25 protein-coding genes and 2 pseudogenes are annotated in these 26,329 nt (G+C 73.1%); 16 read left to right on the plus strand and 11 right to left on the minus strand.

What is annotated here, in order from left to right; translation table 11 throughout:
- Positions 1–462: 462 nt before the first annotated feature.
- From ACZ58V_RS40305 to ACZ58V_RS40315, 3 genes and pseudogenes are all read left to right on the plus strand, one after another.
- A pseudogene (locus ACZ58V_RS40305) lies at positions 463–2,093 on the plus strand (protein-arginine deiminase family protein).
- A gap of 191 nt (positions 2,094–2,284) precedes the next feature.
- On the plus strand, positions 2,285–3,949 hold the full coding sequence (locus tag ACZ58V_RS40310) for an alkaline phosphatase D family protein (RefSeq protein ID WP_468198134.1): 1,665 nt from the start codon (positions 2,285–2,287) through the stop codon (positions 3,947–3,949).
- Between the two features lie 55 nt (positions 3,950–4,004).
- Entirely contained in the window at positions 4,005–5,372 is a 1,368-nt protein-coding gene (locus tag ACZ58V_RS40315; RefSeq protein WP_468198136.1) for a carbohydrate-binding protein, read from the plus strand.
- A 61-nt stretch (positions 5,373–5,433) separates the two neighbouring features.
- Here ACZ58V_RS40315 and ACZ58V_RS40320 read toward each other — a convergent pair whose 3' ends face one another.
- The 5 genes from ACZ58V_RS40320 to ACZ58V_RS40340 are packed head-to-tail and all read right to left on the minus strand — an operon-like array spanning position 5,434 to position 9,302.
- Positions 5,434–6,528: a serine hydrolase domain-containing protein gene (locus tag ACZ58V_RS40320; protein WP_471296270.1), complete on the minus strand. Its 1,095-nt coding sequence runs from the start codon at positions 6,526–6,528 to the stop codon at positions 5,434–5,436.
- Positions 6,525–7,442 (minus strand): DUF6895 family protein, encoded by a 918-nt coding sequence (locus ACZ58V_RS40325; protein WP_468198141.1) that lies wholly within the window; start codon positions 7,440–7,442, stop codon positions 6,525–6,527. Before ACZ58V_RS40325 ends, ACZ58V_RS40320 begins: the two co-directional genes overlap by 4 nt.
- Positions 7,439–8,401, minus strand: coding sequence for a DUF6895 family protein (locus ACZ58V_RS40330; protein ID WP_468198144.1), 963 nt, complete (start codon positions 8,399–8,401; stop codon positions 7,439–7,441). The genes ACZ58V_RS40325 and ACZ58V_RS40330 overlap by 4 nt, the downstream gene beginning before the upstream one ends.
- Positions 8,398–9,093, minus strand: a complete 696-nt coding sequence (locus ACZ58V_RS40335; RefSeq protein WP_468198146.1) for a hypothetical protein — start codon at positions 9,091–9,093, stop codon at positions 8,398–8,400. Before ACZ58V_RS40335 ends, ACZ58V_RS40330 begins: the two co-directional genes overlap by 4 nt.
- A gap of 20 nt (positions 9,094–9,113) precedes the next feature.
- Positions 9,114–9,302, minus strand: coding sequence for a hypothetical protein (locus ACZ58V_RS40340; protein ID WP_468198148.1), 189 nt, complete (start codon positions 9,300–9,302; stop codon positions 9,114–9,116).
- A 210-nt stretch (positions 9,303–9,512) separates the two neighbouring features.
- On the opposite strand from ACZ58V_RS40340, the gene ACZ58V_RS40345 reads away from it, so the two are divergent.
- Entirely contained in the window at positions 9,513–10,046 is a 534-nt protein-coding gene (locus ACZ58V_RS40345) for a DoxX family protein (RefSeq protein WP_468198150.1), read from the plus strand.
- A gap of 76 nt (positions 10,047–10,122) precedes the next feature.
- Positions 10,123–10,686 (plus strand): hemerythrin domain-containing protein, encoded by a 564-nt coding sequence (locus ACZ58V_RS40350; protein ID WP_468198152.1) that lies wholly within the window; start codon positions 10,123–10,125, stop codon positions 10,684–10,686.
- Between the two features lie 73 nt (positions 10,687–10,759).
- Here ACZ58V_RS40350 and ACZ58V_RS40355 read toward each other — a convergent pair whose 3' ends face one another.
- Both ACZ58V_RS40355 and ACZ58V_RS40360 read right to left on the minus strand, forming a co-directional pair.
- Positions 10,760–11,725: an NAD-dependent epimerase/dehydratase family protein gene (locus tag ACZ58V_RS40355; RefSeq protein ID WP_468198154.1), complete on the minus strand. Its 966-nt coding sequence runs from the start codon at positions 11,723–11,725 to the stop codon at positions 10,760–10,762.
- A gap of 143 nt (positions 11,726–11,868) precedes the next feature.
- A complete protein-coding gene (locus ACZ58V_RS40360; RefSeq protein ID WP_471296274.1) occupies positions 11,869–12,399 on the minus strand; it encodes a hypothetical protein in 531 nt (176 codons plus the stop codon).
- 251 nt (positions 12,400–12,650) lie between these two features.
- Here ACZ58V_RS40360 and ACZ58V_RS40365 point away from each other — a divergent pair, with 251 nt between their 5' ends.
- Positions 12,651–13,283 (plus strand): hypothetical protein, encoded by a 633-nt coding sequence (locus ACZ58V_RS40365; RefSeq protein ID WP_471296306.1) that lies wholly within the window; start codon positions 12,651–12,653, stop codon positions 13,281–13,283.
- The gene (locus tag ACZ58V_RS40370) at positions 13,280–13,816 is read left to right on the plus strand and encodes a hypothetical protein (RefSeq protein WP_468198159.1); all 537 of its coding nucleotides are present in this window, start codon (positions 13,280–13,282) and stop codon (positions 13,814–13,816) included. Before ACZ58V_RS40365 ends, ACZ58V_RS40370 begins: the two co-directional genes overlap by 4 nt.
- A gap of 30 nt (positions 13,817–13,846) precedes the next feature.
- On the opposite strand, the gene ACZ58V_RS40375 is transcribed toward ACZ58V_RS40370, so the two are convergent.
- The gene (locus tag ACZ58V_RS40375; RefSeq protein ID WP_468198161.1) at positions 13,847–14,170 is read right to left on the minus strand and encodes a hypothetical protein; all 324 of its coding nucleotides are present in this window, start codon (positions 14,168–14,170) and stop codon (positions 13,847–13,849) included.
- Positions 14,171–14,394: 224 nt separating this feature from the next.
- Between ACZ58V_RS40375 and ACZ58V_RS40380 the strand changes: the two genes are divergently transcribed.
- A complete protein-coding gene (locus tag ACZ58V_RS40380; protein ID WP_184598829.1) occupies positions 14,395–14,850 on the plus strand; it encodes a hypothetical protein in 456 nt (151 codons plus the stop codon).
- Between the two features lie 61 nt (positions 14,851–14,911).
- Positions 14,912–15,766 carry a fructosamine kinase family protein gene (locus ACZ58V_RS40385; protein WP_471296278.1) on the plus strand — a complete coding sequence of 285 codons (855 nt, stop codon included), beginning with the start codon at positions 14,912–14,914 and terminating at the stop codon, positions 15,764–15,766.
- Positions 15,767–15,816: 50 nt separating this feature from the next.
- On the opposite strand, the pseudogene ACZ58V_RS40390 reads toward ACZ58V_RS40385, so the two are convergent.
- Together ACZ58V_RS40390 and ACZ58V_RS40395 are read right to left on the minus strand one after the other, a co-directional pair.
- Positions 15,817–16,528 (minus strand): annotated as a pseudogene (locus tag ACZ58V_RS40390) (alkaline phosphatase family protein); the annotation flags it as partial.
- 210 nt (positions 16,529–16,738) lie between these two features.
- Positions 16,739–18,100 carry a hypothetical protein gene (locus tag ACZ58V_RS40395; protein WP_468198168.1) on the minus strand — a complete coding sequence of 454 codons (1,362 nt, stop codon included), beginning with the start codon at positions 18,098–18,100 and terminating at the stop codon, positions 16,739–16,741.
- Positions 18,101–18,344: 244 nt separating this feature from the next.
- Between ACZ58V_RS40395 and ACZ58V_RS40400 the strand changes: the two genes are divergently transcribed.
- The 6 genes from ACZ58V_RS40400 to ACZ58V_RS40425 are packed head-to-tail and all read left to right on the plus strand — an operon-like array spanning position 18,345 to position 23,801.
- A complete protein-coding gene (locus ACZ58V_RS40400) occupies positions 18,345–19,967 on the plus strand; it encodes an ATP-binding protein (RefSeq protein WP_471296281.1) in 1,623 nt (540 codons plus the stop codon).
- The gene (locus ACZ58V_RS40405; RefSeq protein WP_189729808.1) at positions 19,964–20,386 is read left to right on the plus strand and encodes a roadblock/LC7 domain-containing protein; all 423 of its coding nucleotides are present in this window, start codon (positions 19,964–19,966) and stop codon (positions 20,384–20,386) included. Before ACZ58V_RS40400 ends, ACZ58V_RS40405 begins: the two co-directional genes overlap by 4 nt.
- Positions 20,383–20,745, plus strand: a complete 363-nt coding sequence (locus ACZ58V_RS40410) for a DUF742 domain-containing protein (RefSeq protein WP_184598817.1) — start codon at positions 20,383–20,385, stop codon at positions 20,743–20,745. Before ACZ58V_RS40405 ends, ACZ58V_RS40410 begins: the two co-directional genes overlap by 4 nt.
- The gene (locus ACZ58V_RS40415; RefSeq protein ID WP_468198174.1) at positions 20,717–21,343 is read left to right on the plus strand and encodes a GTP-binding protein; all 627 of its coding nucleotides are present in this window, start codon (positions 20,717–20,719) and stop codon (positions 21,341–21,343) included. Before ACZ58V_RS40410 ends, ACZ58V_RS40415 begins: the two co-directional genes overlap by 29 nt.
- Entirely contained in the window at positions 21,340–22,578 is a 1,239-nt protein-coding gene (locus ACZ58V_RS40420; protein ID WP_468198177.1) for a cytochrome P450 family protein, read from the plus strand. Before ACZ58V_RS40415 ends, ACZ58V_RS40420 begins: the two co-directional genes overlap by 4 nt.
- Complete coding sequence (locus ACZ58V_RS40425) at positions 22,575–23,801, plus strand: cytochrome P450 family protein (protein WP_471296284.1); 1,227 nt, start codon at positions 22,575–22,577, stop codon at positions 23,799–23,801. The genes ACZ58V_RS40420 and ACZ58V_RS40425 overlap by 4 nt, the downstream gene beginning before the upstream one ends.
- 214 nt (positions 23,802–24,015) lie before the next feature.
- Here the strand turns inward: ACZ58V_RS40425 and ACZ58V_RS40430 are convergent, their stop codons facing one another.
- The gene (locus tag ACZ58V_RS40430; RefSeq protein WP_471296287.1) at positions 24,016–25,509 is read right to left on the minus strand and encodes a helix-turn-helix domain-containing protein; all 1,494 of its coding nucleotides are present in this window, start codon (positions 25,507–25,509) and stop codon (positions 24,016–24,018) included.
- A 136-nt stretch (positions 25,510–25,645) separates the two neighbouring features.
- Here ACZ58V_RS40430 and ACZ58V_RS40435 point away from each other — a divergent pair, with 136 nt between their 5' ends.
- Positions 25,646–26,266, plus strand: coding sequence for an L-threonylcarbamoyladenylate synthase (locus tag ACZ58V_RS40435; protein ID WP_468198184.1), 621 nt, complete (start codon positions 25,646–25,648; stop codon positions 26,264–26,266).
- The last annotated feature ends 63 nt before the right edge of the window (positions 26,267–26,329 follow it).

The raw sequence follows: 26,329 nt of genomic DNA on the forward strand, positions 1-26,329 counted from the left end.
CCCAGCCCTTTGCCCCATATTCCGCCTTTGAGGTGGTTAGCGCTTGTCTTGTTCGGCCGAGGCCCGAGGAGGCGGACACGGCTGCCCGGTAGATCCATCGATGTAGCCGGCATCTCGGCGCACAGCACGATGAACGGCTCGCCTGCGCCGAGGAGCATGGTCTGCGGACGTCCTCCCGTTCCGGCCCCTCATCTGCCGAGGAGACTCGTCATGCCCGAAACGCCGAGGGCGCGCGTGCCGTGCCGCGCCGCGGTGGCCACCGTGGCCCTGCTGGGCGCCGCCACAGGGACGACGACGGCCGCGCAGAGACCACCGACCGTCGCGGACCTGCGCGCCGATGTGAACCAGGACGGCCGCGTGGATGTCGCGGGGACGTCCGACGAGGCGGGCGAGGAGGTGTGGCGGCCGGGGCGTGGCGCGGTCTTCCTCGCGAACGTCGACGACGACGCGCGGCGCTGCCGGATGCGCCCCGGAGACCTGGACCGTATCGATCCGGCCGTGGACGAGAGGCTGGCGGCCTGCCACGACGGGGCGGACGAGCGGGTCAACGGAGAGCGGGACGAGGCGGATCTCGCCCCGGTGCGCGTTCCGCCGGCGCCGGTCGGCGACGACGCGTCGGGGCGAGTGGGGGTGGCGGCGGCACAGCGGCCGTACGTCCGTCTGTTCGTCAGACGCGACGGGGCGCTGCGGGTCCTGCGCGGACCGCTGACGGCCGGTGAACTGCGGGCCGGTGCCGAACTGGCCCTGGAGGGGCGTGACATCGTCCGCGACCCTCGGCACGGGGACGGCGAGGTCGCGCTCACCCTCACCGTGACCGACCGCGGGCGCACCACGTCCGACCGGGTGCGGCTGAAGGTCGCGCCCGTGCTGTTCCAGAACGATCTGCAGCGTGCCGAGCGCGTCTTCGCGGCCAAGCCGGACCCGGGCCACGGTGTCGCGCCCGGCCGCTGGGGTGTGGGCGACGTCCACCGGCCGCGGGAGTGGCGGCCGTTCGCCTCCTCCCTGGTCCGGGCGGCCGGCGCCGCGGGGCTGTCCCGGCGGGACGTGACCTTCACGGCCGGTACGGAGCAGTGGTGGCGGGACATCCGGCGGCAGGACATGGCCGAACCGGCCGTGGCCGGTGTCCCGGCGCCCGGCGGAGGGGTGCACAGCATGCGGGTGCTGTCGCGCGCTCCGGTGCTGTGGGCGCCGCCCCAGGGCGGCAAGAGCACCCTGAGCCGGTCGGCCCGGCCGCTCTTCCGTGACTTCCGCGGGCCCGACGTCGGGGTCGTGCAGCAGTTCACGCCGGGGCGCGAGCCGAGCGGCGTCGACCTGCAGAACTTCACCGGCAACTTCGAGTCCGTACCGCCGTACGAGGGTCACCCGCACGGGCGGGTGCTGTACGGCACCGCCCCGCACCGGGCACCCGATCCGGCGTTCGTGCGGATGATCGAGGCGCAGGGCAGGCAGCCGGCCATCACCAGTCGTGGCTGCTGGTCGGCCATGTGGACGAGACGGTCCACGTCGTGCGGGCCGAGAACGAGCGCGGCTGGACACTGGCGGTCGCCGACCCCCGGCAGGCGGTGGAGCTGTTGCGGCATGCGCGGCGCGCCGGGGAGGGCGGACAGCGGCTGTTCGCGGACATGAGCGCGGAGCGCAAGCCGAGTGTCGACGCCCTGCCGGCGGACGACGCCTTCCGCGCCGGCAACGAGGAGGCGGCACGCCGCATCGACGACCAGATCGCCGTGCTGCTGCGGGAGACGGGGCTGTCCCGGCGCGACCTGGTGCGCGTGCCGGTGTTGTACAAAACGCTCGGGGCGGAAGCGGACGGACCCATAGGTGCGATCGCCTACTCCCCCGGCATCGCCAACGGCCTGTCCCTGACCGCCCGGGACTACGCCGCACCCGATCCACACGGGCCGAAGGTGGACGGCCGCGATCTGTTCCGCACCGCCGCGCAGAAGGCCCTCGCCGCCGGCGGAGTGCGCGTGCACTGGGTGGAGAACTTCGCCTGGTCGCACCTGGCGGGCGGCGAGGTGCACTGCGCGACGAACGCCCTGCGGGACACGTCCGGGAGTGCGCGGTGGTGGAAAACCGAACCGGGCGGCCGGTGACCCCCACTCCCCCTCCGCCGCCGGCCGACGCCGGCGGCGGCGGCGTTTTACGGCCTCTGGTGTGAACGCCCCGCAGGTCGCGACCGCTTTAGGCATTTTGTCTGCTTAGCATGCATGCTCCGCGCTCCGCACGTCGGCGATGCCCCACACGTCCGCCCGGGGCGCAACTGCCCTGTACGAGAGGACACCAGATGACGCTGACGGGCCGTCGAAAAGCACCGTCCGAGCATGCCTTCTCCCCGCACGACGCGGTACTGCGCAGCGCGGCGCCGCACGTCGCCCGCCGCCGCTTCCTGACCGTCACCGCGGCGGCGGCGATGCTCGCCTTCACCACCAACCGGCCGGCCCGCGGCGCCACCGCCGCTCCGGAACTGGACGCCGCCCGGGTCTCCGACGACCCCTTCACTCTCGGCGTGGCCTCCGGCGATCCGCTGCCCGATTCGGTGCTGATCTGGACCCGGCTGGCCCCCGATCCGTTCACCGCGGACGGCGGCCTGGGCCAGGAGCGGGTCGCCGTCTCCTGGGAATTGGCCACGGACGAGTGGTTCGCGCTCGTCGAGCAGCGGGGTGTCGCCACGGCGCATCCCGAGTACGCCCACAGCGTGCACGTCGACATCAAGGGCCTGAGGCCGAACAGCCACTACTACTACCGCTTCCGGGTGGGCAGCTGGATCAGCCCCACGGGCCGCACCCGTACGGCACCGGCCGCGGGCAGCGCCATCGACGGCATGCGGCTGGCCGCCGTGGCCTGCCAGGCCTACCAGGACGGCTACTACACCGCCCACCGGCATCTGGCGGAGGAGGACGTCGACGTGGTGTTCCACCTCGGCGACTACCTGTACGAGTACCCGGTGGACTCCGCCGGCGGGGCCCGCCGCTACAGCGACCGCAAGCTGCCCGACGTGTTCAACCGCGAGACGATCACCCTCGCGGACTACCGGCTGCGCTACGCGCTCTACAAGAACGACCCGGACCTGCGCGCCGCGCACGCCCGGCACCCGTTCCTCGTCACCTGGGACGACCACGAGACGGAGAACAACTACGCGGGCGCCTTCGACGAGAACGGCACCTCCCCTGAGCAGTTCCTGGCGCGACGCGCCGCCGCCTACCGGGCCTACTGGGAGAACCAGCCGCTGCGCGCCGAGCAGCTTCCGCAGGGCCCCGACGCCCGGCTGTACCGCCGGCTGGCCTGGGGGTCACTCGTCCAGTTCGACCTCCTCGACACCCGCCAGTACCGCACCGACCAGGCCTACGACGACCGGCCGCACGCGCCGGGGACCGAGTCGGACGACCCGGCCCGCACCCTGACCGGCGCCGCGCAGGAACGCTGGCTGCTGGACGGCTGGCGGGCCTCCGGCGCGCTGTGGCACGTGATGCCGCAACAGGTGTGCTTCTCACAGCGCAAGTTCGACGTGAACGGGCCGGCCCGGGTCTCCATGGACGCCTGGGACGGCTACCGCGGCTCCCGCGACCGGGTCACGGCGGGCGCGAAGGCCGCGGGCATCGACAACTGGATGGTCCTCACCGGCGACGTCCACGTCGGGTACGCCTTCGACATCAAGGACGACTTCGACGACCCGCAGTCCAAGACGCTGGGCACGGAGTTCACCTGTACCTCCATCTCCAGCGGCGGCAACGGAACCGAGAGGCCCGACAACCGGGACACCTATCTGCGGGCCAACCCCCACATGAAGTACTACGACGGCCGGCGTGGCTACGTCCGGGTCGAGCTGGGCCGCGCGAACGCCCAGGTCGACTTCCGGACCGTCCCGTCCATCACACAGCCCGGGGGCACCGTCTCGACGACCGCGTCCTTCGTCACGGAGGTGGGTTCCCCCGGCCTGAAGACCGCGTGAGACGCCCGATTCCCGCAGTACCGCAGTTCCACCGTGATCGAAGGAGACACATCGAATGGTCCACAGACACGCCGTGACCGGTCGCCGAGCGGCCCTGACCGCGCTCGGCGCACTGGTCGCCACCGGGCTCCCCTCCGCGGTGGCGGCCGAGCCGGCGCCCCCGGCGGGCCCGCTGCCCTCGGCCGCCCAGACCCTCGGCGCCGACCGGCCGTCGGCTCCGGTGCTGCGTGCCCTGGAGCGCGACCTCGGGCTGACCCCGGCCCAGGCGTCCCTGCGGCTGGTCAACGAGGCGGAGGCGGGCACCCGGGCGGGGCGGCTGCGCAACGCCCTGGGCAACCGCTTCGCGGGGGCCTGGCTGCGCGGCACGACAGCGCAGGAGCTCGTGGTGGCGACCACCAACACCGCGGACGTGCCCGCCATCAAGGCCCAGGGCGCCAAAGCCGCCGTCGTGAAGAAGACGCTCCGGGACCTCCAGGCGGCGAAGAAGAAGCTGGACGGGGCAGCGGCCCGTGCCAACACCCGTGACACACCCCTGTGGTACGTCGACATCCCGGCGAACCGGGTCGCGGTTCAGGCCCGGAGCAAGGCCGCGGCCGCCGCGTTCGTCAAGGCCGCGGGCCTCGACGCCAAGAGCGTGGGCGTCACGGTGACGGCGGACCGGCCGCGCCTCCTGGCGGACGTCACCGGCGGCGACGCCTACTACATCAACGGCAGCGCCCGCTGCTCGATCGGGTTCTCCGTCACCAAGGGCGCGCAGCAGGGCTTCGCCTCGGCGGGCCACTGCGGCAAGAAGGGCGCCACGACGACCGGGTTCAACCAGGCGGAGCAGGGCACGTTCCAGGCCTCCGCGTTCCCCGGCAAGGACATGTCGTGGGTGGCCGTCAACGACCAGTGGACGACCACACCGAACGTGAAGGTCGAGGGCGAGCAGAAGGTGCAGGTCACCGGCTCGGTCCAGGCGCTCGTCGGGGCCGCCGTCTGCCGCTCCGGCTCCACCACCGGGTGGCACTGCGGCAAGATCGAGCAGCACGACACCAGTGTCAGCTACGCCGAGGGCAGGGTGGACGGACTGACCCGGACGACGGTGTGCGCCGAGCCGGGCGATTCCGGCGGGCCCTACGTCGCGGGCGTCCAGGCGCAGGGCGTGACCTCCGGCGGTACGGGCGACTGCAAGAGCGGGGGCACGACGCTCTACCAGCCGGTCAATCCGCTGCTCAGCGACTTCGGCCTCACCCTGGAGACCGCCGCCGCCGAAGCCGCGGCACCGCAGGGCAGCGTCGCGCAGACGTGGGCCGCCGGCCGTGTCTACGAGGCCGGTGTCACGGTGAGTCACGCCGGGGTGCGCTACCAGTGCCTGCAGACCCACCAGGCCCAGGGCGCGTGGGCGCCGACCGGCACTCCGGCCCTGTGGCAGCGGGTGTGACGACGGATCAGGGCCGTCCGGCGCCGGCGCGCCACGTGCCGTGGGCGCCGGGCGGGGCCCGCTACTCCTCCGTCAGCAGCGCGTACGCGGCGGCCAGGAACGGGTCGTGGCCGCGGAAGCGGCGGGTGCACACCGCGGCCAGGGCCGTCCCGGTGTCGGGGCGGAAGCCCAGGAACGCCTGCTGGCCGAGGGTCGCTCCGCTGTGGAAGTACATCGGTCCGCCGTCGGCCGGGTGACGGAACCAGGCGGTGGTGTGGACGTGCCGGTGCCCGATGCCCCGGCGGAGCACGGGTCGGCGCACCTCGCGCAGGGCCGCGGTGAGTTGTGGTGAGGGGCCGGCGGGGTCGAGATGGGCCTCGAGGAAGGTGAGCAGGTCGCCCGGCGTGGCCCGTACGGCACCCGCCGCCTGGAAGCCTCCGGCGTCGAAGGGGGGCACGGGTGACCGGCCGTCCGTGCCGTGCCCGAGTGCGTCGGACCCCGAGCCGTCCGCGCGCAGGGTCGTACCGTGCAGGCCGATCGGGTGCAGGACCTGGTCGGTGAGCAGGTCCTCCCACGGTGTGCCGGTCGCGGCGGCGAGTGCGTGTCCGAGTACGGCGACGCCGTAGTTGGAGTAGCGCCACCGGGTGCCGGGGCGGTGGCGCGGCCGGTGACGCAGGAAGGCGTCGACGACCCGGGCGGCCGGGAAGCGACCGTAGGGGTTGGTGTGCCAGGCGGGCAGGGCCCGGAGGAGGAAGCCGGGCGGCAGGGCGGGCAGTCCGGACGTGTGGGTTATGAGATGGGCGAGCGTCACCGGGTCGGCACCGGTCGGTCGCCCCCTGCCCAGGAGGGTGATGGCCGGTTCACCGCCGGACAGCAGTCCGCTGTGGATGAGCCGGGCCAGCAGCAGCCCGGTGAACGTCTTGGCGGCCGAGCCGATCTCGTACCGCAGGTTCTCTCGGGACAGCGGCGGAGGCGGGGCGGTACCGCCGCTCCGGACGATCCGGCGGCCGTGCCGCGAGAGGGCGAAGACGACGTCCGGCGCGTCGGCTGCGGTGACGGCGTCCGCGAGCCGCGCGCCGAGCGGCCCGTCGTCCGGGGCAGGGCGAGCGGCCACAGGCGCGACAGGAGGGGAATCACGCGGCTCGCCCTGCCGCGAGGCGGGCCGGCGGGTCGTCATGAGGCGTGTGCCAGGCGGGACAGCGAGCGGGAGGTGGCCAGTACGGAGGCGTAGGCGGCGACCAGGGTCGGGTGGTAGACGATGTCGAACACCTCGTCGGGGGCGCCCTCGGGCATCGTCCGCAGGGCGGGCATGGCCCCGTCGGGCTGCTGTGCGGCGGCGAAACCCTCCCAGGCCCGTTCGTCCAGGGTGGGGCGGGGCAGGCAGGCGTCGACCACCAGCAGTTCGCCGAGCAGGTCCCAGCGCTCGAGGTCCAGCCAGTCGTCGATCCAGACGGGCAGCCAGGTCGCGAGGTAGTCGGCGGTGGCGGGCGGCAGGCCGTCCGGGTTCTCGCCCCAGTCGGTCAGATGGAACACGTTGTGCGTGACGTCGTAGGCGATGTGCCCTTCCACCGTCCAGGGCTCGGGGGTGCGGGCCAGCCAGGTGGTGTCCCGAAGTTCGGCCTCCGGCGGACGCGGCGGGAGGCCGAACCGGCGCTGGAACGCGGACAGTCCGAGCCTGCGGGTGGGGGTCGCCTCGAACGACACCCAGCTGTCCAGCCGGTGGTTCAGGGCGGCGGCGCGCTCCACCTCCGGCTGGCTGTAGCCGAGTTCCTTGAAGGGCAGGTACACCTCGAACGGGATGGGGGAGATCGGCTCCGTGAGCTGCCCGCGCACCAGCATGCGGCCGCCGTCCAGCGTCTCGCGCCAGGCGTGGTCGAGGAGTTGCCGGGCCAGCTGCGCCTGACGCGATCCCGCGACCCCCTCGCGGAAGAGCACCTTGCAGATCATGGCGAGTTCGCCGATGGGTTTGAAGCGCTCCAGGAAGCCGACCTCCGGGTCGACGTCGGGTTCCAGCTGGAATCCGTCGCGGTGGGCCCACAGCCATTCCAGGGCGTTGGCACCGACGTTGTGGATCAGGCGGGTGTCGGTCATCCCAGCACTCCTTGTCCGCCGGGCCGGTGATGCGTGCCTGCCCGGGCTCCGCCCTCGAGGCGCCCTGTGGTCAGGGTTGCCGCGAAGGCGGCCATGAGGGTGGGGTGGTAGTGGGTGAGGAAGTCCGGGCCGCCGTCGTGGTCCGTTCCTCCCCCTTGCTCCGGGATCGCGCCGGAGGGGTGCTGTACCGCAGCGACCCGTGCCCAGGCGTCCTCGAGGACGGCTGGTTCGGGCAGTAGCGGCAGGCTCGCCGCCACGGCCAGAAGCTCGCAGCCGAGGTCCCACATCCCGGCGTCCAGACAGGTGTCGAGCCAGGGCGGCAGCCAGTCGGCCAGGTAGTCGGCCACGTCCGGTGGTACGCCCCCGGGCCCGGCGCGCCCCCAGTCGGTGAGGTGGAAGACCACGTGGGTGAGGGAGTAGCCGGAGGACTGCTCGAAGGTCCAGGGCTCGGGCAGCCCGGCCAGCCAGGTGTGCCGCAGCGCCTGCGGCATCGCGTCGGAGGGCCGGACGCCGCTGCGGGTCTCGGCGTTCAGGACGCCGAGCCGCCGGGTGGGCTCCTGCTCGGTGAGCCGCCAGCCGCGGGTGCGGGCGACCGTGGCCGTGGCCGCCTCGTAGCCGGGGTGCCGCAGGCCCGCCGCGGCCATGGCGGCGTACACCTCCAACGGGTAGGTGGCGAAGGGCTCCAGCCGTTGCAGGCGCACGAACAGCTCTCCCCGGCCGGTCTGTTGCCACGCGAAGGTCATGAGGTCGGCCGCGCACGCGTGGAGCGGATCCGGGGGCGCGGTGTGCCGGGACACGGTCGCGCACACCTGGGCCAGTTCCCCGAGCGGTTTCCAGCTGCGGTTCACCTGTCCGTCGGCGGCCAGCGCGTCCTCGCCCAGCGCGAACCGCTCGCGATGCGCGGACACCCACGCCAGCGCGTCCTCGGCCACCTGCCGTGGCCCCCGTACGTCCCTCACACGAACGCTCCCGTCCGTGTCAGCCGCGCGGCCTTCACCTGCAGCGCCACGAGCGGGTCCTGACCGCCCATCAACTCCACGAAGTCCAGGCCGTTCTCGAGCCCCAGCGTCCGCGGTACGCCGTCCAGCAGGGTCAGCCAGCGTCCGGCGCCGGCCGCCTGCCGCCAGTCTCTGCGGCGTACGGCGCGCACGAAGCCGCGGGCGACGTCGACCGGCCGGTGCACGGCCGCTCGGGCGACCGCGCTGTCCTCGCCGGGCAGGGCGAGGGCGGCCAGCACCGCCAGCTGGTGCGTCAGGAGCTGCCAGGTCGCGCCCTCGAGCCAGGCCGCGTCGGGTTCTTCGTCCGGGCCGTCGGCGTGGCCCGGGTCGAGCCGCCGCAGCGTGCGTCGCATGGCCCAGTGGCTCCACACGACGGTGGGGGCGGCCTGGGCGCCGGGCGGGTAGGTCTCCACGGCCCTCCGGAACACGGCGAGTTCGTCGGGCGGGGGCGGGGTGTGCAGAAGGGTGCTCGGCAGCAACGCGTCGGCTCCCAGCACCCGTACGGCCGCGAGGGCGAGGCCCTCCGCTTCCGGGTCGACCGCCACGGGGGCGGCCGCACGAGCGTGGTCTCCGCTCCGAAGAGCGGAGACCACGCCGGAAGCGAGGTCCTGCACCGCGTCCTGCAAGAGAGACGAAGTGCCTGACTGCTTCATGGTTGCTCCTGTCGATCCACTCAACCCTGCTTGGGGCGCGGGGTGGGCGGCGACAGGAGGAGACCGAATCCGCCCTTGAACAGCGCGAGTGCGGCGCACTCACGGCTGTCGCGGTAGATACCGTCGGTCTCTGCCGGGTCGAGTGCGGCCTCGATGTCGGCGCTCTGGATGCCCGTCAGTTCCTTGGCGACCTTCTCGCTGGAGGACATTGCACCATCTCCTTGAGGGAAGCGGATGCTTTCTCCTCTAGTGCACCTGATGGGAACAAATCATGCCAACTTACCCATGAGTTTATTTGCATCACTTGTTCAACATTCGACGCACGCGTATCAGCCCTGCGGCGCGAACCTCGTGAGTGCTTTCGCCCCTGGCGGGGAACCCGGCGAGCGCTGTACCCACCGACACCCTTGGAGAGGGCCATGAGTCTGTTGCGCGTGCTCGGCCGCCCCATGCTGGCCTCGATGTTCCTGACGGGCGGCCTGAGTTCCGTCCGCGCCCCGGAGGAGGTCGCCCCGGCCGCCGAGCCGGTCGTACAACCGGTCACCGAACGTGTCTCGGCGCTGCCCGACCGCACCGAGCAGGTCGTACGGCTCAACGGCGCCGTGCAGGTCGTGGCGGGCCTGATGCTGGCCACGGGGCGCATGCCGCGTCCTGCCGCGCTGGCCATCGCGGCGACGCTGGTGCCCACGACGCTGGCGGCGCACCGGTTCTGGGAGGTGGAGGACCCCGCGGAACGGGCCCAGCAGCGCATCCACTTCTTCAAGAACGTGTCCATGCTCGGCGGGCTGCTGATCGCCGCCGACGACACCGGCGCACGCCCCTCGCTGCTGTGGCGCGGCACCCATGCCGCGCAAGGCCTGCGGCACGACGCGGGACTGGTGCGCCGCTCCGTCCGTGCCACCGCGCGGCCGGCCGCCGCGGCCGGCCGGGTCCGGGCCAAGCTCCCTGTCTGAGCCTGCCTGGACCCTGTTCGGGACCGCGCGTTAGCCCATTCGGGCCAGGGGGACCCGGGGGCAGGAGGTGAAGGACATGGGACACGGAGGAAACGTCATCGACGAGCTGGTGACCGATCACCGCGAAGTCGAGGAGATGTTCGGCAGGATCGAGGCCCTGCCGTCCGGTCACCAGGACCGCAAGGTGTACGCGGACCAGGTCACGATCGAGCTGGTACGGCACTCGGTGGCCGAGGAGGCCTACCTGTATCCGGCCGTACGCGAGCACGTGGCCAACGGGGACGTCCTCGCCGACCGGGAACTCGCCGACCACGCGACGGCCGAGCGCATCATGAAGGACCTGGAGGCCTGCGACGCGGGCGACGCCGACTTCGACCGGCTGATGGGCATGCTGATGAGCGAGATCCGCTCCCACCTCGCGGACGAGGAGAAGGCCCTCTTCCCCGCGCTGCGGCAGGCCTGTCCGATGGACACGCTCAACGAGCTGGGCGACAAGGTCCGCAAGGCGAAGAAGACCGCCCCGACCCGGCCCCACCCGGCCGCGCCCGACAAGCCGCCGGCGAACAAGCTCCTGGCTCCGGGCACGGGGATGGTCGACCGGCTGCGCGACGCGCTGACCGGCCGCGGCAAGTTCGACTAGGGCACCGCCGCGCGCCGGGGAGAACGGGCGTGGCGGTGCTCGCGGCGAGGAACCGGGGGCGTGCCCAGGTGAGTCAGCCGGCCGTCGCTTCCTCGCGGAACCAGGCGATCGCGCGCCGCAGCCCTTCCTCGGCGCGTACCTTCGGTTCCCAGCCGAGCTTGTCGCGGGCCAGCGTGATGTCCGGGCAGCGCACGGCCGGATCGTCCACCGGGCGTGCGACGGGGCGGATCTCCGAGGCGGACCCGGTCAGTTCGACGACCAGTCGCGCCAGGTCGAGCATGCTGATCTCGGTCGGGCTGCCGATGTTGACGGGGCCGCGCATGCCGTGGGCGGCCGCCGCCAGGACGCCGCGCACGGTGTCGTCGACGTAGCACAGCGACCGGGTCTGCCGGCCGTCGCCGGTCACGGTGAGCGGCTCGCCCGCCAGGGCCTGCCGTACGAACGCCGGCACCACGCGTCCGTCCTCGCCGCGCATCCGGGGGCCGTAGGTGTTGAACAGCCGCACGATGCAGGTGTCGGTGCCGCGGGTCTCGGCGTGGGCGGTGGTCAGCGCCTCGCCGAAGCGTTTGGCCTCGCCGTAGACACCGCGCGGGCCGACGGGGTTGACGTTGCCCCAGTAGCGCTCGTCCTGGGGGTGCTGTCGCGGGTCGCCGTAGACCTCGGAGGACGAGGCCAGGACGAAGCGGGCCTCGGAGGAGTGTGCGAGGTCCAGGGCGTTGCGGGTGCCGAGGCTGCCCGTCTCCAGGGTGTGCAGCGGCAGCCGCAGGTAGTCCGCCGGGGACGCCGGGGAGGCGAAGTGCAGGACGAGGTCGGGCCGCTGCCTGACCGGCAGTCCCTCCGTGACGTCGGCCTGCACCAGCGTGAAGCCGGGCCGTTCGAGCAGCGGGGACATGTTCTCCGCCCTGCCGGTGCTGAAGTCGTCCACGCAGGTGACGGCGGCGCCCGCGTCCAGCAGGGCCGCGCACAGATGGGATCCGACGAATCCGGCACCGCCCGTGACGACGGCGTGTTCCCAGCTCCGTGTGAGGGCGGTGGTCATGTCGGCCTCTCCTCCGTCAGCGGCGTTCCCACGCTCAGCGTCCGCCGCCCGTGTGAGCGGGGCACGGTCGCGTACGGCAAAGAGGTGAGTGACGGAGGGTGAGAAGACGGAGGGTGGGAACGGGCCCCGGCGGGGGCGCCGCGTCAGGCGATCAGTGTGCGGCCCGGGTGGAGGCGGTCCAGGAGCCGGGAGTGGTGCAGGCCGGCCACCGGGGCGAGCAGGTCGGGGTGGCGCAGCAGGGCGGCGGCGCGTCGGTCGCCGTCGTCGGGGGCGACGAGCCGGCGGAACTCGGCCGGTGTACCGGTGCTGTGGCTGCCCTCGGCCAGCGCGGCCACCGCCCGGTCGGCCAGCTCCGGGTCGGTGAGCAGGCAGGCCGCCCAGCTCGCGACGACCTCGTCCACCCAGGTCCGCCAGGCGTGCGCGTCGTCCCCGTCGTCGTCCGGGGCGGCGTCGGCGCCGGTGACCCAGTCGAGCCGCGCGGAGCCGCCGGGGCCCGCCATGCCGAGCAGGGCGGCGTCCATCTCGGTCGGGTACCTGAGCCACGCCGCGACCGTCACGGCCTGCCGGGCCTGTACCTCGCACAGGGCGAAGGCCAGCGCGCCGCCGGAGGCGGGGAAGGCGCGGGTCAGCCACTGGGCGGTCGCCGCGATGACAGGGGAGAGATCTGCTTGCACTGCCGGACCGTCCGAAAGGGTGGGGGGAAGTGGGGATCCACTCGAGACGGTAGTCGCCGCCGTGCTCGCCCCGGCGTGACAGGGACCTCCTCTGTGACGTGGCCTCGGCCACATCGCCGGAACCGGACGGAGGAGCCCCGGTGCCGTTTCGCCGCGATGGGGCCGGGCACCCGGCCCGCGTGCTCTTCCATGGGCCCGGTGACTCCGGCGAACCCAGTGGTCCGGCCCGGCGTACCCGAACCCGGTCGCCGCTGCGCACACTGCGCTTCGACGGCTGGATCGCGGGGATCGGAACGGCGTCCGGCGCTCGTGTGGTGCTCGGACACTGGGCGAGATCGCCGTTCGGGCCGTTCAGCGATGTGATGGTCGAGGAGCCCGGCGGGCTGCGGCTGCTGCTGGCCCCCTCGCGGGAGACCGCGGACTTCGTCGCCGGTACGTATCTCTTCGACGAGGTTCGGGTCGTGCCGGTCGGGGTGCGGGTCACCGACCGCCGGCACTGGGCCGTCTCGGCGCCGCCGCTCGACCTCCGCTTCAGCACCGGCCGCAGGGGCCTGCCTGGCCTCGCGCTGCGGGCGGTGCCGGTCCGGCTCGCCACGAGTCCGGGCTGGATCGCGCTGTGGGACCGGCCCGCCGGGCTGCTGCTGGGCGCGCGCACCCACGGCAGCGCCCGGGCCGGCCGGCACCAGTGGTACGGCGTCCGGGACCTGCACCCCGTCACCTCGGCGACCGGCACCTACGAGGGCGAGAGCCTCGGCGCCCTCGCCCCGGTCGAGCCTCCCGTGCGGTTCGGGCCCGGCTCGACGCCCCGAAGTCCCTGCGTCGTACGCGTCACCACGCGGGTGGCCGTGGCACAGGGCCGGAGCAGAACAGGAGCAGTGCCATGACGGAACAGCGAGCGGACCAGCCGGGCGCACCGGGCGCTCCGGCCACGGACATGTCCCTGCTGGGCATCTACCTCAACGACCATCTCGCCGGTGCCACGGCCGGGACCGCTCGAGTCCGCTATCTGCTGCGTTCGTGCGGTGATCCGGTGCTCGCCGACGCGCTGGCCCCGATCGCCGACGAGATCGCCGAGGACCGGGCGAGCCTGCTCCACATCATGCGGCGGCTGGACGTCCCGGTGCGGCGCTACAAGGTGTACGCGGGCCGGGCGGCCGAGCAGATGGGGCGTCTGAAGAGCAACGGCAGCCTGGTACGGCGTTCCCCGCTGAGCACGCTGTGGGAGCTGGAGGCGCTGCGGCTGGGAGTGGACGGCAAAACCGCGGTCTGGCAGGCACTGCGCGCCCTGGCCGGCACGGACCGACGCCTCGACGCGCGGCAGCTCGACGACCTCGTCGAACGGGCCCGGCGGCAGCACACCTCACTGGAGGAACTGCGCCGCAGGCAGGTCGACGTCGCCTTCCGCGAAACCGGCTGACGCGCGGTCCTCCGGAGAATCGGCCCCACGTCACCAGAACCTGCTGCTGAGGGCGGGCTGATGCGTCAGATCCACGGCGTCACGCAGCCGCAGCGCGACGCTGATGGTGGCGCGCAGGGCCGAGGGGCGTACGGTCTGGGCGGTCTCGGTGGCCAGGACCAGCAGGCAGGCCGCCGCCTGCTCGACGACCGAGACGGGGAGGGTGAAGTCGCTGTCGGCGGCCGCGCGGAACGCCTTCAGGGGGATCTCGGCTCCGTCGATGGCCCGTTGCGCGGCCTGCTCCAGGTGCTGTGCGGCCTGTTCGCACACGGGGGCGGGCAGGGCGATGGTGCGCTGGAACGGTGAAGTCGTCATGCCCGACTGCTCCCCCGGCGGCGGCCGGTTCTGTCGGTGGGCGACGGGATTTCACCGTCCCGCGTGACCGGCGCGTGGCGAATGTCCCGGAATCGAAACGGCCGTCGAGCCGAGCACAACGGCGGGCGACCGGGACAGGTCCACTCCTGCGACCAAGGCAAGACAAGCGAGACAGCACACGAGAAAACGAACTGCCGCAACAGACCACAACGGGGGTATCCAGAATGATCCGCACCACCGCGCGTCCGGCCCGCTGGCGCGCCTACGCCGTCGGCTGTGTCGCCGCTCTCGGCATCGCCGCCGCCGCGGTCCCGGCCGCCGCCGCGTCCGCCGCCGACGGCAACGACCGGTACACCGCCGAGGAGATCCACACCTTCCTCGAGGACTTCTACGGCGAGCACGGCCCCGGCGACTTCGCCCGCAAGTACGGCATCTCGCCGCAGCTCAAGGAGAAGGTCGCCGACAACCCGGAGTTCGACGTCCTGCTGTGCGCGCAGAACATCCCGGCGTCCATCGACATCGGCCCGGTCACCACGGCCCAGTCCGCGCGGGTCGGCTGGGCGACCGTGAGCACGTACTGGAACGGCGGGTCCGGCAAGGCCGACTTCACGGCCTACGTCGACCTGGACGCGACGCGGCCGATCCAGTTGCTCGACGTCGACTGCGGTTCCGGGAGCTGAGCGACTCCGCCACGACCGTACGCTGGTCGCAGATCAGCCGCGGAGTCGAGGAGGACCAGGTATGACCGCCCGTACGGACGCCGCCGCCCGGCTCACCGGACGGGTGGTCACCGGCGAACGGCCCCTGTCCGGGGCCCTCGCGGAGGTCACCCTCGACGACGGGCGGGTGGTGGTCGTCAAGCGGGCCGACGGTCCGGGGGCGACGCGGGCGGAGGCGGCCGGGCTGCGCTGGCTGGCCGGTGCCGGGGCGGTGCGGGTGCCGTGCGTGCACGGCCACGACGGGAGCTGGCTGGTCATCGACCGGGTTCCGCAGGGGCGGGCCAGCCGCCAGGCGGCGGTCCGTTTCGGCCGTGACCTGGCGGCCCTGCACGCCGCCGGGGCGCCCGCGTTCGGCGCGCCGCCACCGGAGGGGCCCGCCGACGCCTACATCGGGCTCGCCCCGATGCGCAACGAGCCCGGCACCGACTGGCCGCGCTGGTACGCCGGGCATCGTGTCCTGCCCTATCTGCGGCGCGCCGTCGACCAGGGCACCGTCCGTCCCGGTGAGGCGACCGTCGTGGAGCGGCTGTGCGAGCGGCTGCCCGGGCTGGCGGGGCCGGCCGAGCCGCCCGCCCGGCTGCACGGCGATCTGTGGAACGGCAACGTGCTGTGGGGGTCCGACGGGCAGGTGTGGCTGATCGATCCGGCCGCGCACGGCGGGCACCGCGAGACCGACCTGGCGATGCTGCGTCTCTTCGGCTGCCCCCATCTGGAGGCGGTACTGGAGGGCTACCAGGAGCAGGCGCCGCTCGCCGACGGTTGGGCGGACCGCACCGGCGTGCACCAGCTCTTCCCGCTGCTGGTGCACGCCGTGCTGTTCGGCCGGAGTTACGCGGAACAGGCCATCTCGGTGGCCCGTAGCGCCCTGGCGGGGTGACCCGGTCGGCGGGTCACGTCGTGCCGTGGAACGGGCCGGGCGGTCGGGCGTCACACGTGCGGGCGGCGCCCCCTCTCCTGGCGAGGGAAGCGCTGGTCGGCTCCCGGCAGCGTCGGCTTGGGCAGGGTCGCGACCTCCCTGCTGGGCCTTCCGCAACTGCTCGGCCGTGTCGTCGGGCAGACGGGGCGGACGCGGCCGGGCGTGCGAGAAGCGGAAGGCGGAGGTCAGATCGCCGAAGGTCTCCCGCCGCCAGTCGCTGACGTTGGGCTCCTCGACTCCGGTGAACCGCTCCAGGAAGCGCAGCGCGGAGGTGTGGTCGAAGGGCTCGGAGGCGACCCAGCCGCCGACGGTCCACGGCGAGACGATGACGGCGGGGACGCGGAAGCCGCCGCCGATCGGCAGCCCCTGGACGAACTCGTCCGGTGTGCCGGCGGACGGGGTCGGCGGCACCACGTGGTCGAACAGGCCGTCGTTCTCGTCGTAGTTGAGGATGAACGCGGTCTTGCGCCACACCTTCGGGTTGGAGGCGATCGCCTCGATCTTCGACGCGACGAAGTCGGCGCCCGCGGCCGGGAGGTAGTCCGGGTGCTCGGACTGATAGCTGGTCGGCATGATCCACGACACCGCCGGAAGCCGGTCGCCCCGGGCGTCGTCCTCGAAGGTGCCCTCCGGCTGCGGCCGCACGCCCCGCTCGTACAGGTCGGAGCCGGGCCGGGCGTCCTTGAACGTCGCGAACTGCTCCAGCATGTTGCAGCCGTAGTCGGGCCGGCCGGCCCGGTTCGATCCGGGCCGTCGATCACTCTCCGCCCGGCGGGGCCCGGGCGGGTCAGGGGCAGTCGGTGAACAGGTGACCAATGCGCGGGGTGCGGTTGGCCAAGACCTGACCGGCCATATCCCCGCATTCCCAGCGCGTTGCCCGGGCTTGGGGGACGAATGGTCAGTGCGTGAACCGGGGCGCGGTCGGGGGCCGGGCTACGAGCGCCGCCCCTCGACCGCGGACCAGACCTCCGCGAGGAGGGCAGGGTGGTCCTCGCCGTACGTGACCACGGCCGCGAACACCGCGTCGAGAGCGGCCTGGAGCGGGGCGGATTCGGCGGCGCCGGTGATCGCGGGGAGGGCCGCGTGGGGCTGCGAGACGCGCAGGGACGGGTCCGGCGGACCGAAGCTGATCATCACGGTGTACGGGGTGGAGTCGGGGGCCGGCGGACTCGCCGTGGTGGTCAAGGATTCCGCCTCGGCGGCCGCCGCTCTCGCCACGGCCGCTGCCGGGCCGACCACGGCCTGTGCCACCTCCTGGGGGTGCAGGCCGCGATCGCCCGGGGACAGGGACGGCCGGAAGGGGGGCCGCTCGGGCGGGACGGCACGGCCGACGGTGCGGTCCGGGACGTGTGGGTCGGTGGCCAAGGTCTGCCACATGAGGGCGTCGTCGTCGAAGGGCGGTGGCAGCGGGCGGCTTTCGGCCAGGGCCGTGAGCGCGTCGGCGACCCAGTCGAGGGTGGTGAGACCGGCCGCCTCACAGGCACGGCGGGCGGCGAGCAGGGCCACCGCGCGCTGGGTTGCGGGACCGGAGGCGTCGAGGGCGTGGAGCAGGGCGGGGTCGAACGGGAGGAGGCCCCGGACGTTGCCGCCGACGTCACGCAGGGCCTGGCTCGGCGGCTGTCCGCCCCACTCCCAGCGTTCGCGGGCGAGCAGCCGTTCCCGTTCCGCCGTCTCCTCGGCGAGGCGCTCCTGGCGTTCGGCTTCGGCGCGTTCGGCCGGGGTGGGGGGCGGAGGCAGTTCACGGGCGTAGCGGTGCCAGTGGGCGGCGCTCAGCGAGGTCTGCTTCAGGACGCGGTCGGGCTCGGGCGGGGCGGGCCAGAACTGCAGGAGATAGCGGTCCAGTTGGGGCTCGTCGTCCATCCGGGTGTCCTTCTCGCCCGCCCGGTCCATGCCCTGGGCGCAGTACCGCACCCGGTAGTCGGTCTCCTCCAGGCCGAGCGGCCAGGCCGCCTCGCCCGCCCACTGCACGAGCGCGCTGTCCCGCGACACCGGCCGGAAGGACACCTCCACCACGTCTTCCCAGACCGGGTCCAGCGGCGGGGCCTCCTCACACACCTCGACCGTGAAGCCGACATCGCCGGTGTGCAGGCCTGTGCTCAGGTGGAGGGAGCCCGGTGACGCCGCCCCGCACAGCCCCGCGCTCTGACCGGCGAACGCCTCGGCGAGGCTCGGCCCGTAGCCGTCCGGATCACTCTCGACATAGATCTGTCCATAGTGCACATGTACCTCTCCCTCGACCGGCCTGCGCACGATCAACTCCTCCTCGCAAGGGGTGGATTGGTGAGCTGTCGGCATCGTGGCATCCGCCACTGACAATCTGGACGAGCTCGCCGGGCGGGTGAGTGAAGCCTTCGGGGTCTGACGTCCTCTGCACGGCAATCCCGACAGTTACCCCAGATGCGAACAGACAGCGATCACTTTCGGAACGAAGTGGCGCTCCACCGTGCGAGATCAGTCGATGACGGTGTGTACTGTGCTGCGGGTAGCTCGCCAGAGCACCTCGGACTCCGCCCTGCCCACTCTCCCTGGAATCGCTTCGATGATCGAACTACCGGACCTGGCCGTCGGTGGTCTCGCCCTCGGCACCCTGTCCGCGTTCGCCCTCGGCGGCGGGCTGCTGCGCTCCCGACGGCAACTGGCCGCCCAGCGCGCGAAGACGGCCGCGCTGCGAGCGCAACTCGACGGAACCTCAAGGGCGTTCACGGCCGAGGTCGAGCATCTGGCGGCGCGGCGCCTGCCCTCCGCCGCCCGGCAGGTCGCGCATCCCCACGTCACCGTGCCCGGGCCGCTGAGCCCGCAGCTCGCCGGTTCGCCCCTGGGGTTCGCGCTGGAGCAGGTGCTGAAGGGACTGCACGCCGAAATCGCCGCGCAGCGCACCCGCATCGACGCCGCCGCACAGGCCGGGATGCGGGGGGCGACCCGGGAGATCCAGGCGGCGCTGTACCGGTTGCAGGACGCCTTGCGCGGTCTGCAACAGCGCTACGACGACCCCGAACTGGCGCAGACCCTGTTCGAACTGGACCACGAGAACGAGCAGTCGCTGCGCCGCGCGCAGATCGCCGCGGTGGTGTGCGGGGCCTGGGTCGGGCTCGCCCGGGAGGAGTCGCACCTCGTGGACGCGGTGACGGGCGGTCAGGCCCGGCTCGCGGGCTACCAGCGCGTCCGGATCCACAACCACCTGGCGGCCGGCACCGCCCTGGTGTCCCACGCCGTCGAGCCGGTCGCCATCATCGTCGCCGAACTGCTCGACAACGCGCTGCGGCACTCCGCGCCCGACACCCCCATCGTGGTCAATCTCGAGGCCGTCCACCACGGTGTCTGTATCACCGTGGACGACGCCGGGCTGGGAATGACGCAGGACGAACGGGCCCGGGCCCAGCGGATGGTGGGCAGTCGCGAACCGATCCTGCTCACCGAGCTCGGTGACCCGCCGCGCATGGGACTCGCCGCGATCGGCCAGCTGACCCGGCAGTTCGATCTGAGCGTCGATCTGTCCTCCCCGTCGCCGTACGGCGGTGTGCGGGCGGTGCTGCGGGTCGACCGCCATCTGCTGACGCGGATCGACCCCGAGGAACTGCCCCCGGCGGCCAGCGCCCCGCGCTCCACCCGCAAGGAGGCCGTGCGGGACACGGCGGGCGGCACCGCCCCGCCCCGCGACGCCGAGCCGGGCACGCCCGCTCCGTCCCGCGGAACCGAACCCGTTCCGGCCGCCGCGTCCCACGGGTCCGACGGGTCCGAGCCGACGCCCGGGCCCGAGACGCCCGAGCCGCTCGCCACCGCCCCGGCCCACGAGCACGGCTACGGCACGGACCAGGACGACCGGGCCGCCGCCCCGGCCCCGGGCCACCACAGCCCCGTTGACAGCGGCGGCCTCCCCCAGCGCCGTCGCCGCAGCCGGGCCACGCCACCGTCGGACACCCAGGGCCCCGCATCCGCTCCGGCTCCCGCGCCGCAGCGCAGGCCCCGGCGCCCCGAGGAGTCCGCCGCGGCCCTCGGCGCGCTCCAGTCCGGCACGGCGGCCGGACGTTCCGCCGCCGCGAGGCCGAACACCGGCGCCTTCCCAGCCGTACCTGAGGGTGCCCCGGCCGCGACCACGGCCGAGACGGCATCCGACGACACCGACCACGACCGGAACGACCACGAAGGGGGAACGGCTCGATGACCAGCCGCGCAGCGGGGGACACGGCATGGGTGCTCGAACCGGTCCTGGAGGTGCCGCACGTCGTGGCGGCCGTCCTGCTCACCCGGGACGGGCTCGTGACGGGCTACACCGACGCGCTGTCACAGCCGTCGGCCGAGCGGGTCGCCGCCATCACCAGCACCGTGCAGGGCGCCTGCCGTACCGCGGCGGCGGCGTTCGCCGACACCGACCAGGCCGAGATACGGCAGGTCGTCATCGAGTCGGACCACGGCTATGTGCTCATCGTGCCGACGGACCACGGCACCTGCGTGGCCGCGTACGGCGATCCCGAGGTGCGTCTCGACCTGCTCGCCCACCGGGTGCACTCGCAGGTCGCCCGGCTGGGCGAGAAGGCTATGGCCGCCGGGCCCCGAGGTGCCGACGGCGGCACACCGGCATGACCGGCCGCAGAGGCGGCCGTCCCCTGGTTCCCGCGTACCTGTCGACCGGCGGGGTGGCGCGGCCCAGCCGTGCCCATCTGGAGCGGCTGTCCGTGCTCACCGGCAGCGGTGAGCCGGCTCCCCCCGATCTGCCCGCCGCCCAGGCGGCCCTGCTGGAAGAGCTGGAGTACGGGTCGCTGACGGTCGTGGAGGCCGCCGCCCTGCTGCGGCTGCCGGTCTCCGCCGTGCTGGTGCTGGCCGCCGGCCTCGTCGACCGCGACCTGGCACTGGCCCGCGCGCCCATTCCGCCCGCCCGACGCTTCGACCCCGACCTGCTGAAGAGAGTGGCCGATGGCCTCCGCGACCTCAAGCACCGTTGACGCCCAGCCCGACGGCACGGACGTCCACCTCCCCGACACCGCCCGCGACCTGGTGAAGATCCTGGTCACAGGGCCCTTCGGGGTGGGCAAGACCACCCTGATCCGCTCCGTCTCCGAGATCCGCCCGCTGCACACGGAGGAGCAGCTCACCGAGGCGTCCGTGCCGGTGGACGATCTCGCCGGAGTGCGGGACAAGTCGACCACCACGGTCGCCATCGACTTCGGCCGGATCAGCCTGCCGGGCGGGATCGTGCTGTACCTGTTCGGCACGCCCGGCCAGGAGCGGTTCCGGCCGCTGTGGGACGACATCTCCTACGGGGCGCTCGGCGCGCTCGTCCTGGTCGACGCCCGCCGGATCGACGCCTCGTTCGACGTGCTCGGGCTGGTGGAGGAGACCGGGCTGCCGTACGCGGTCGCCTTCAACACCTTCCCGGACGCGCCCCGCCACCACACGCCCGAGCAGTTGCGCGCCGCCCTGGACCTGGAGCCGACGACCCCGATGGTGACCTGCGACGCGCGGGAGGCGGACTCCTCGATCGACTCCCTGCTCGCCCTGGTCCAGCACCTGATCGACCACCGACCCGCGGAGCACCGGTGACACATCCGTCCCCCGCCGAGCAGGCCTTCTCCCTCGCGTCGCCCGTACGCCTGTGGGAGGACGGCTTCGCCCGCGACCCCTCCCCCTACTACGCGGCCCTGCGCGCCCACGGCCCGGTCGGCTGGGCGGAACTCGCGCCCGGTGTGGCGGCGTACGTCGTCACGGACCGGCGGGCGGCGCTGGACCTGCTGCACGACACGAAGACGTTCTCGCACGATCCCCGGCCGTGGGAGGCGACCGTCCCCGACGACTCCCCGGTGCTCGGGATGATGCGCTGGCGGCCCAACACCCTGTTCGCCGACGGCGCCGCCCACCTCCGCTACCGCACCACGCTGATCGACGCCTTCGACCTGGTGGAGCCGCACGACCTGCGGGCCCGGATCCACCGGGCGGTGCACCTGCTGGTGAGCCGGTTCGGGCCGCGGGGCGAGGCCGATCTGGTCGGCGAGTTCACCAGGCCGCTGATGGCGCTGGTGTTCAACAGCCTGTTCGGACTGCCGGACAGCGCGAGCGACCGGCTCGACTCCGCCCTCGGCAAGCTGATCGAGGGCGGCGCGCAGGCGGCGGAGGGCGAGGCCGAGTTCGGCGGGTACGTGCTGGAGCTGATCGCCGCCAAGAGCGGGCGGCGCGGCGACGACCTGCCGAGCTGGCTGCTGGACCATCCGGCGGGGCTGACCCCCGAGGAGGTCACCTGGCAGGTGTTCCTCACGCTCGGGGCGGGGCACGAGCCGACGGCCAACCTGGTGTCGAACGCGCTGTCCAGGATCCTCGGCAACCCGGCCTACTACTCGACGCTCACGAGCGGCGCCCGCCCCGTGACGGACGCGGTGCTGGAGGTGCTGCACCACGAGACGCCGCTCGCCAACTACGGCATCCACTACGCCCGTACGCCCCTGACCTTCCACGGCGTGTGGATCAGGGCGGCGGTGCCGGTGGTGATCTCCTACGGGGCGCTGGCGCAGGCCGCCGAGCAGGAGCGCGGCGCGGACCGCCACCCGGGCGACGCCTCCCATCTGTCCTGGTCGGCGGGCCCGCACGCCTGCCCGGTGAAGCAGCACACGCTGCTCATCGCCACCGAGGCGATCGAACGGCTCACCCAGTGGCTGCCCGATCTCGAACCCGTGCTGCCCCGCGAGCGCCTCACCTGGCGGCCCGGTCCCTTCCACCGCTCGCTGACGGCGCTGCCCGTCCGTTTCAGCCCCCGCTCCCCCGACCATCCAGGAGGACGACCGTGACCGTGACCGACCGCATCGCTCTCGACCCGTTCGGCGCCGACATCGCGGGCGAGAGCGCCCGGCTGCGCTCGCTCGGCCCGATCGTGCCCGTGGAGCTGCCGGGCGGCATCCCCGCCTGGGCGCCCACGCGCTACGACACGCTGAAGGAGCTCATCCTCGACCCGCGGGTCAGCAGGGACCCTCGGCTGCACTGGCGGCTGTGGCCCGAGGTCGGCGAGCACCCGTCCTGGGGCTGGATCGTGAGCTGGGTAGGCGTGGTCAACATGCTCTCCACCTACGGCGCGGACCACACGCGGCTGCGCAAGCTGGTGGCGCCCAGCTTCACGCACCGGCGCACGGAGGCGATGCGGCCCCGGGTCGAGGCCATCACGGCGGAGCTGCTGGACGCGCTCGACGCCGCCGGTGACGAGGTCGTGGACATCAAGGAAGGGTTCGCTCATCCGCTGCCGATGCGGATGATCTGCGAACTGTTCGGTGTCCCGGACGAGTTGCGGGAGGACACCGCCCGGATGATCGCGGCCATCATGGACACCACCGACCCGAGCCCTGAGCATGCGGCGTCCGTCCAGCAGCAGATCGGCACCGTGCTGTCCGCGCTGATCGCGCACAAGGCCGCGCACCCCGGTGACGACATGACCACCGAGCTGATCAAGGTCCGGGACGAGGACGGCGACCGGCTCAGCGACGAGGAGCTGCTGTACACGCTGCTGCTGGTCATCGGGGCCGGCTTCGAGACCACCGTCAATCTGATAGGCAACGCGGCCGTGGCCCTGCTCCGCAGCCCCGAGCAGCTGGCGGCCGTGCGGTCGGGGGAGATCGGCTGGGACGCCGTCATCGACGAGACGCTGCGGGCACATCCGTCGATCGCGTCGCTGCCGCTCCGTTTCGCCGTCACCGACCTCACCGTCGGCGACGTCACGGTCCCGGCCGGTGACGCCATCATCACGACGTACGCCGCCGCCGGACTCGACCCCGAGCACTACGGTGCGGACGCCGACGTCTTCGACGCCACCCGCGCCGCCGACGACCATCTGGCGTTCGGGATCGGGGTCCACCGGTGCATCGGGGCACCACTGGCCCGTCTGGAGGCGCTCACCGCGCTGCCGGCCCTGTTCGACCGCTTCCCCGACCTGTGCCTGGCCACCGGTGACGAGGGCCTGCGGCAGGTGCCGTCCTTCATCGCCTTCGGCTGGCAGGAGATCCCGGTGCGGCTGCGGGGCTGAGGCGGCCGACCGACAGCTCGCGGGAGCGCGACCGGTCCCCCGTTCCGGTCGTGCCCCCGCGGTGCGTTGAACTTACGTCCATGGCAGAGGCCTTGTGAACCGCGTCGATGCCCGTTGCACGCTCAACAAGGCTCACCCGTGCACAGCCAAGTCCGGTTGAGCCCGTTTCGTCCCGCCTGGACCTGGCCAACCGGTTGCCCCTGAGGCAAACCGGTCAGTCGTGGCGGTGGAAAACCGGCAGTTCGAGGTCGCCTACGGCCAGGTGCGCGAGCACGACCTCGTACAGGTCGGTACCGGCGGCCAGCAGCTGGCGTTCCAGGACGGGTTCGGCGCTGCGGACGTGCTCGCGCACGGTCTGCGCGTGCACGCCCAGGGTCTGCGCGGCCCGTTCGGCGTTGCCGCCGGCGGCGATCCAGGTGCGCAGGGTCCGGCGCGGGTTCCTGGCGTCCGCGTCCAGCCGGCCCAGCAGGTCCTGTGCCCAGGTGCGCACGGCGGGCCCGGACAGCAGGTCGCAGAGCCGGAGTCCGGGGTTGTCGGTGTCGCTCGCCAGGTGCGCGTCGGGCAGGCCGATCTGGGTGTTGAGCGCCAGGTGGACGACGGCCCGGACCGTGAGGTCGGCGAAGTCCGTGCCGAGCAGGCCCTCGACGCGTTCCATGCGAGCGCGGACGGTGTTGCGGCTGACGCCGAGGACCTTGGCGGCGTTGACGGCGGTGAACTCCAGGCCGAGACGGTTGGTGGCGAGGAGTTCGGCGCGGGTGTGGTGCGGCAGGGTGTCGAGCGGGCGCAGCACACGGGACGTCCAGCCGCGCAGCGCCACCGGGTCCATCAGGCGTTCCGGGTGGGTGCGCTCGGCGTACACGGCCGTCTTGTCGGGCCGGAAGTGGGCGACGGCGAGGGCGCTGACGGCCTGTCCGTACGCGGTGGCGGTCCGGGCCAGGCTCTGCCGGACGCTGCCGCCGAGGAAGAGGTCCGGGTGCCGTCCCACCAGTGATCGCAAGGCCTCTCGCGTGGCGTCACGGGGGCTGACGACGATCACGTGCCCGTCCATGGCCGGGCAGCGCACGACCAGGGCTTCCTCCCCGGTGCTGTCCAGGCACTCCTCGGCGATGCGGTCGCGTACGGCGGGGCCGGACTCGACCACGTACACGCACGCCGTGTCGGCGTCGAGCAGTCCGGGCCAGAGCCCGGCGGCGACGCGGCGGGCGGCGACGGTGTCCTCGACCATGAGCAGCTGCAGGATGGCCAGGCGCAGGTCGGAGGTGGCCCGCCGGAGCCGGTGTCCTGCCGCGGTCGACTCGCGCGCCGTCAGCAGGAGCTCGATCACCTGGGCGGTGTGGGTGACCACGTCGGAGGCCCGCCGGTCGAAGGGGGTCTCGCGGGAGACGGCCAGCACGCACGCGTGGGAGGGGTGTTCCACCCGGACCAGGCGCAGGTGGCGCTCCCGGCTCTCCCAGGCGGCGGAGGCGATCCGGCCCGCGGTGATGTCCGTGACGAGGTCCTCGTCCAGCGGCAGCCGGTTCCCGGCGATGAGATTCCCGGCGGCGTCCTGCAGGGCCACCGACCCGCGCACGGCGCCGGAGAGCCAGGCGACGACTCTGCGGACGTCGCGTCCCGCCGGGCGCAGATGCTCGAGCAGTTCCTCCGCCCACGCCGGACCCGCGCCGGCCGGCGTCTCCCGCTGCCGGTTCCCGTCCTCTCGGCCAGCCACCTCGGCCTTCCCCTCGCTCCTCGCACCGCCTCCGGCGCACCGGTCGGGGACGTTACCTCACGTGTCCCACGCACTCATCCCGGGCCGAAGCCCGCCCCTGCGCCACCGACCCGCGCGGGCGGCATAAGCTCGGCAGATGGCGAAGTACTACGACGTGCACCCCGACAACCCCCAGCCGCGCACCATCGGCCAGATCGCCGACAGCATCCGCGCGGACGCTCTTGTCGCCTACCCCACGGACTCCTGTTACGCACTGGGCTGCCGCCTGGGCAGCCGTGACGGCATCGACCGGATCCGGGCGATCCGCAAGCTGGACGACCGGCACCACTTCACCCTCGTGTGCCAGGACTTCGCGCAGCTCGGCCAGTTCGTGCGGGTCGACAAGGACGTGTTCCGCGCGATCAAGGCGTCGACGCCCGGCAGTTACACGTTCATCCTGCCCGCGACGAAGGAGGTGCCGCGCATGCTGCAGCACCCCAAGAAGAAGACGGTCGGCGTCCGGATCCCGGACCATGTCGTCACCCAGGCCCTGCTGGCCGAGCTCGGTGAGCCGCTGCTGTCCAGCACGCTGCTGCTGCCCGGCGAGGAGGAGCCGATGACGCAGGGCTGGGAGATCAAGGACGAGCTCGACCACGTCCTGGACGCGGTGGTCGACTCCGGCGACTGCGGCACCGAGCCGACGACGGTCATCGACTTCTCCGGCGGGGAGGCGGAGATCGTGCGGCACGGCGCGGGCGACACCTCGCGGTTCGAGTAAAGCGCACACCAAGGGCCGTTCACGGTTCAACCGTGTGCGGGGGGTGGGCGAAATGCCCCGGGA

The sequence above is a fragment of the Streptomyces sp. NPDC040589 genome, assembly GCF_055594445.1.

Coding starts and splice junctions, on each gene's coding strand:
- ACZ58V_RS40310 (WP_468198134.1), top strand. CDS start 2,285: ATGACGCTGACGGGCCGTCGAAAAGCACCGTCCGAGCATGCCTTCTCC.
- ACZ58V_RS40315 (WP_468198136.1), top strand. CDS start 4,005: ATGGTCCACAGACACGCCGTGACCGGTCGCCGAGCGGCCCTGACCGCG.
- ACZ58V_RS40320 (WP_471296270.1), bottom strand. CDS start 6,528: ATGACGACCCGCCGGCCCGCCTCGCGGCAGGGCGAGCCGCGTGATTCC.
- ACZ58V_RS40325 (WP_468198141.1), bottom strand. CDS start 7,442: ATGACCGACACCCGCCTGATCCACAACGTCGGTGCCAACGCCCTGGAA.
- ACZ58V_RS40335 (WP_468198146.1), bottom strand. CDS start 9,093: ATGAAGCAGTCAGGCACTTCGTCTCTCTTGCAGGACGCGGTGCAGGAC.
- ACZ58V_RS40340 (WP_468198148.1), bottom strand. CDS start 9,302: ATGTCCTCCAGCGAGAAGGTCGCCAAGGAACTGACGGGCATCCAGAGC.
- ACZ58V_RS40345 (WP_468198150.1), top strand. CDS start 9,513: ATGAGTCTGTTGCGCGTGCTCGGCCGCCCCATGCTGGCCTCGATGTTC.
- ACZ58V_RS40350 (WP_468198152.1), top strand. CDS start 10,123: ATGGGACACGGAGGAAACGTCATCGACGAGCTGGTGACCGATCACCGC.
- ACZ58V_RS40355 (WP_468198154.1), bottom strand. CDS start 11,725: ATGACCACCGCCCTCACACGGAGCTGGGAACACGCCGTCGTCACGGGC.
- ACZ58V_RS40370 (WP_468198159.1), top strand. CDS start 13,280: ATGACGGAACAGCGAGCGGACCAGCCGGGCGCACCGGGCGCTCCGGCC.
- ACZ58V_RS40375 (WP_468198161.1), bottom strand. CDS start 14,170: ATGACGACTTCACCGTTCCAGCGCACCATCGCCCTGCCCGCCCCCGTG.
- ACZ58V_RS40380 (WP_184598829.1), top strand. CDS start 14,395: ATGATCCGCACCACCGCGCGTCCGGCCCGCTGGCGCGCCTACGCCGTC.
- ACZ58V_RS40385 (WP_471296278.1), top strand. CDS start 14,912: ATGACCGCCCGTACGGACGCCGCCGCCCGGCTCACCGGACGGGTGGTC.
- ACZ58V_RS40395 (WP_468198168.1), bottom strand. CDS start 18,100: ATGCCGACAGCTCACCAATCCACCCCTTGCGAGGAGGAGTTGATCGTG.
- ACZ58V_RS40400 (WP_471296281.1), top strand. CDS start 18,345: ATGATCGAACTACCGGACCTGGCCGTCGGTGGTCTCGCCCTCGGCACC.
- ACZ58V_RS40405 (WP_189729808.1), top strand. CDS start 19,964: ATGACCAGCCGCGCAGCGGGGGACACGGCATGGGTGCTCGAACCGGTC.
- ACZ58V_RS40410 (WP_184598817.1), top strand. CDS start 20,383: ATGACCGGCCGCAGAGGCGGCCGTCCCCTGGTTCCCGCGTACCTGTCG.
- ACZ58V_RS40415 (WP_468198174.1), top strand. CDS start 20,717: ATGGCCTCCGCGACCTCAAGCACCGTTGACGCCCAGCCCGACGGCACG.
- ACZ58V_RS40435 (WP_468198184.1), top strand. CDS start 25,646: ATGGCGAAGTACTACGACGTGCACCCCGACAACCCCCAGCCGCGCACC.